At 64.8% G+C, this 3,453-nt stretch carries 5 protein-coding genes; all 5 read left to right on the top strand.

Translation table 11 applies throughout. The features are described from left to right. Positions 1 to 693: 30S ribosomal protein S3 (gene rpsC / locus ACLP4W_RS29825; protein ID WP_442391158.1), on the top strand; the 693-nt coding region annotated here is incomplete at its 5' end. Between the two features lie 3 nt (positions 694 to 696). Then, positions 697 to 1,113, top strand: coding sequence for a 50S ribosomal protein L16 (gene rplP, locus ACLP4W_RS29820; RefSeq protein ID WP_442391156.1), 417 nt, complete (start codon positions 697 to 699; stop codon positions 1,111 to 1,113). Next, a complete protein-coding gene (gene rpmC, locus ACLP4W_RS29815; protein ID WP_324862813.1) occupies positions 1,113 to 1,358 on the top strand; it encodes a 50S ribosomal protein L29 in 246 nt (81 codons plus the stop codon). The genes rplP and rpmC overlap by 1 nt, the downstream gene beginning before the upstream one ends. Beyond that, positions 1,355 to 1,738, top strand: a complete 384-nt coding sequence (rpsQ, locus tag ACLP4W_RS29810) for a 30S ribosomal protein S17 (protein WP_442391154.1) — start codon at positions 1,355 to 1,357, stop codon at positions 1,736 to 1,738. Before rpmC ends, rpsQ begins: the two co-directional genes overlap by 4 nt. A 141-nt stretch (positions 1,739 to 1,879) precedes the next feature. Further along, positions 1,880 to 3,453, top strand: a 1,574-nt coding sequence (locus ACLP4W_RS29805; protein ID WP_442391152.1) for an arylsulfatase, incomplete at its 3' end; no start/stop codon positions are given.

The following is a 3,453-nucleotide window of genomic DNA, read 5'->3' as shown; positions in this document are numbered from 1 at the left end:
GCCGGCATCGCCGACGTGGAGATCGAGCGCACTCGCGACCGGGTGCGGGTGGACATCCACACCGCGCGTCCCGGCATCGTCATCGGCCGGCGCGGCACCGAGGCCGACCGGATCCGGGCGGACCTGGAAAAGCTGACCAAGACGCAGGTCCAGCTGAACATCCTCGAAGTCAAAAACCCGGAGTCGCAAGCACAATTGGTGGCTCAGGGCGTCGCCGAGCAGTTGAGCAACCGGGTGGCGTTCCGCCGCGCGATGCGCAAGGCCATCCAGTCGGCGATGCGCCAGCCCAACGTCAAGGGCATCCGGGTGCAGTGCTCGGGCCGCCTCGGTGGCGCCGAGATGAGCCGCTCGGAGTTCTACCGCGAGGGCCGCGTGCCGCTGCACACCCTGCGCGCCGACATCGACTACGGCCTGTACGAGGCCAAGACCACCTTCGGCCGGATCGGCGTGAAGGTCTGGATCTACAAGGGCGACATCGTCGGCGGCAAGCGCGAATTGGCCGCCGCCGCGCCGGCGGGCGCCGAACGTCCGCGCCGCGAGCGGCCGTCGGGCTCCCGGCCGCGGCGCAGTGGCGCGTCGGGCACCACGGCGACCAGCACCGAGGCTGGACGGGCCGCGGGTGCCGAGGACGCCGCCCCGGCCACCGATGTTGGGGCCGCGCCTGCCCTCGAACCGCAGAGCACGGAGAGCTGAATCATGTTGATTCCCCGCAAAGTCAAGCACCGTAAGCAGCACCACCCCCGCCAGCGCGGCATTGCCAGTGGCGGCACGGAGGTCAACTTCGGCGACTACGGCATCCAGGCGCTCGAGCACGCCTACGTCACCAACCGGCAGATCGAGGCCGCGCGTATCGCCATCAACCGGCACATCAAGCGTGGTGGCAAGGTGTGGATCAACGTCTTCCCCGACCGTCCGCTGACCAAGAAGCCCGCGGAGACCCGGATGGGTTCGGGTAAGGGCTCACCGGAGTGGTGGGTGGTCAACGTCAAGCCCGGCCGGGTGCTGTTCGAGCTGAGCTACCCCAATGAGCAGGTCGCGCGCGCGGCGCTCACCCGAGCAATCCACAAGTTGCCGATCAAGGCACGCATCGTGACCCGAGAGGAGCAGTTCTGATGGCTGTGGGTATTTCCCCTGGCGAACTGCGCGAGCTCACCGACGAGGAGCTGGCCGAGCGCCTGCGCGAATCCAAGGAAGAGTTGTTCAACCTGCGCTTCCAGATGGCGACCGGCCAGCTCAGCAACAACCGCCGGCTCCGCACGGTGCGGCAGGAGATCGCACGCGTCTACACCGTATTGCGGGAACGAGAGCTGGGCCTGGCTTCTGGTCCCGAGGGTCCCGACGGAAATAAGGAATCGTGATGGCAGAAGCGAAGGCCGCCGGCCCCAAGGCTTCCAAGGCGGCACCGAAGGCCGCCACCAAGCAGGCCGCTCCCACGGACGCCGGCTCGAACGACAAGGGCCCCAAAAACACTCCGCGCACCCCGAAGGACCGTGGCCGGCGCAAGATGCGCATCGGTTATGTGGTGAGTGACAAGATGCAGAAGACCATCGTCGTCGAGCTGGAAGACCGCATGCGTCACCCGCTGTATGGCAAGATCATCCGCACCACCAAGAAGGTCAAGGCACACGACGAGAACAGCACCGCCGGCGTCGGCGACCGCGTATCGCTGATGGAGACGCGTCCGATGTCCGCGACCAAACGCTGGCGGCTCGTCGAAATTCTCGAAAAGGCCAAGTAGCCAAGCAAAGGCCCAAGTCAACGCTTAGTTGCCCGCGCGCGGGGGTCGGCCCGCGGCAGAATCTCAGCTAATCGCCACATCACCGGTGTAGTCTGCACGCGACGTTCAGCGGGTAGGTCCACCACGGAGTGAGGCTGGCTAATGGCAACTGGGTCGACAGAATTTAACGGCAAGATCGAGCTGGATATTCGGGACTCCGAGCCTGACTGGGGCCCGTACGCCGCACCGACCGCGCCGGAGAACGCGCCGAACATCCTCTATCTGGTCTGGGACGACACCGGCATCGCGACCTGGGACTGCTTCGGCGGGCTGGTCGAAATGCCCGCCATGACGCGGATAGCCCAGCGCGGTGTGCGACTGTCGCAATTTCACACCACCGCCCTGTGCTCTCCGACCAGGGCGTCCTTGCTGACGGGCCGCAACGCGACCACGGTCGGCATGGCCACCATCGAAGAATTCACCGACGGCTTCCCGAACTGCAACGGACGGATCCCGGCGGACACCGCGCTGCTCTCCGAGGTGCTCGCCGAACGTGGTTACAACACTTACTGCATCGGCAAGTGGCACCTGACACCGCTCGAAGAATGCAGCATAGCGTCGACGAGGCGGAACTGGCCGACGTCGCGCGGTTTCGAGCGGTTCTACGGCTTCATGGGCGGCGAGACCGACCAGTGGTATCCCGACCTGGTGTACGACAACCACCCGGTGAACCCGCCGAGCACGCCGGAGGATGGCTACCACCTGTCGAAGGACATCGCCGACAAGACGATCGAATTCATCCGTGATGCCAAGGTGATCGCTCCGGACAAACCATGGTTCAGCTATGTGTGCCCCGGCGCCGGGCACGCCCCGCATCACGTTTTCAAGGAGTGGGCGGACCGCTACGCCGGCCGGTTCGACATGGGCTACGAGCGTTACCGCGACATCGTGCTGGAAAAGCAGAAGTCCATGGGGATCGTGCCGCCGGACACCGAACTGTCACCGGTGAACCCGTACCTGGATGTCAAAGGCCCGCAAGGCGAGCCGTGGCCGATGCAGGACACGGTGCGGCCATGGGACTCGCTCAATGACGAGGAGAAGAAGCTGTTCTGCCGGTTTGCCGAGGTGTTCGCCGGATTCCTGAGCTACACCGATGCGCAGATCGGCCGGATCCTGGACTATCTCGAGGAGTCTGGCCAACTGGACAACACCATCATCGTGGTGATCTCCGACAACGGTGCCAGCGGTGAGGGCGGTCCGAACGGATCGGTGAACGAGGGCAAGTTCTTCAACGGTTACATCGACACCGTCGAAGAGAGCATGAAGTTGTTCGACCACCTCGGTGGCCCCGAAACCTACAACCACTACCCGATCGGGTGGGCGATGGCCTTCAACACGCCCTACAAGCTCTACAAGCGCTATGCCTCCCATGAAGGCGGTATCGCCGACACGGCAATCATCTCGTGGCCCAACGGTATTGCGGCGCACGGCGAGGTCCGCGACAACTACGTCAACGTCTGCGACATCACCCCGACGGTCTACGACCTGCTGGGCATGACGCCGCCGGACACTGTCAAAGGCGTCGCGCAGAAGCCGCTGGACGGGTTGAGTTTCAAAGCGGCCCTTGCTGATCCGACTGCCGACACGGGCAAGCAAACCCAGTTCTACACCATGTTGGGGACCCGCGGGATCTGGCATCAGGGCTGGTTCGCCAACACCATCCATGCGGCCACGCC

Source organism: Mycobacterium sp., from assembly GCF_052145595.1.
Lineage (GTDB): Bacteria > Actinomycetota > Actinomycetes > Mycobacteriales > Mycobacteriaceae > Mycobacterium.
The sequence above is the reverse complement of the archived record's forward strand: the minus strand, read 5'-3'. Positions and strand labels throughout refer to the sequence as shown.

Coding starts and splice junctions, on each gene's coding strand:
- rpmC (WP_324862813.1), top strand. CDS start 1,113: ATGGCTGTGGGTATTTCCCCTGGCGAACTGCGCGAGCTCACCGACGAG.
- rplP (WP_442391156.1), top strand. CDS start 697: ATGTTGATTCCCCGCAAAGTCAAGCACCGTAAGCAGCACCACCCCCGC.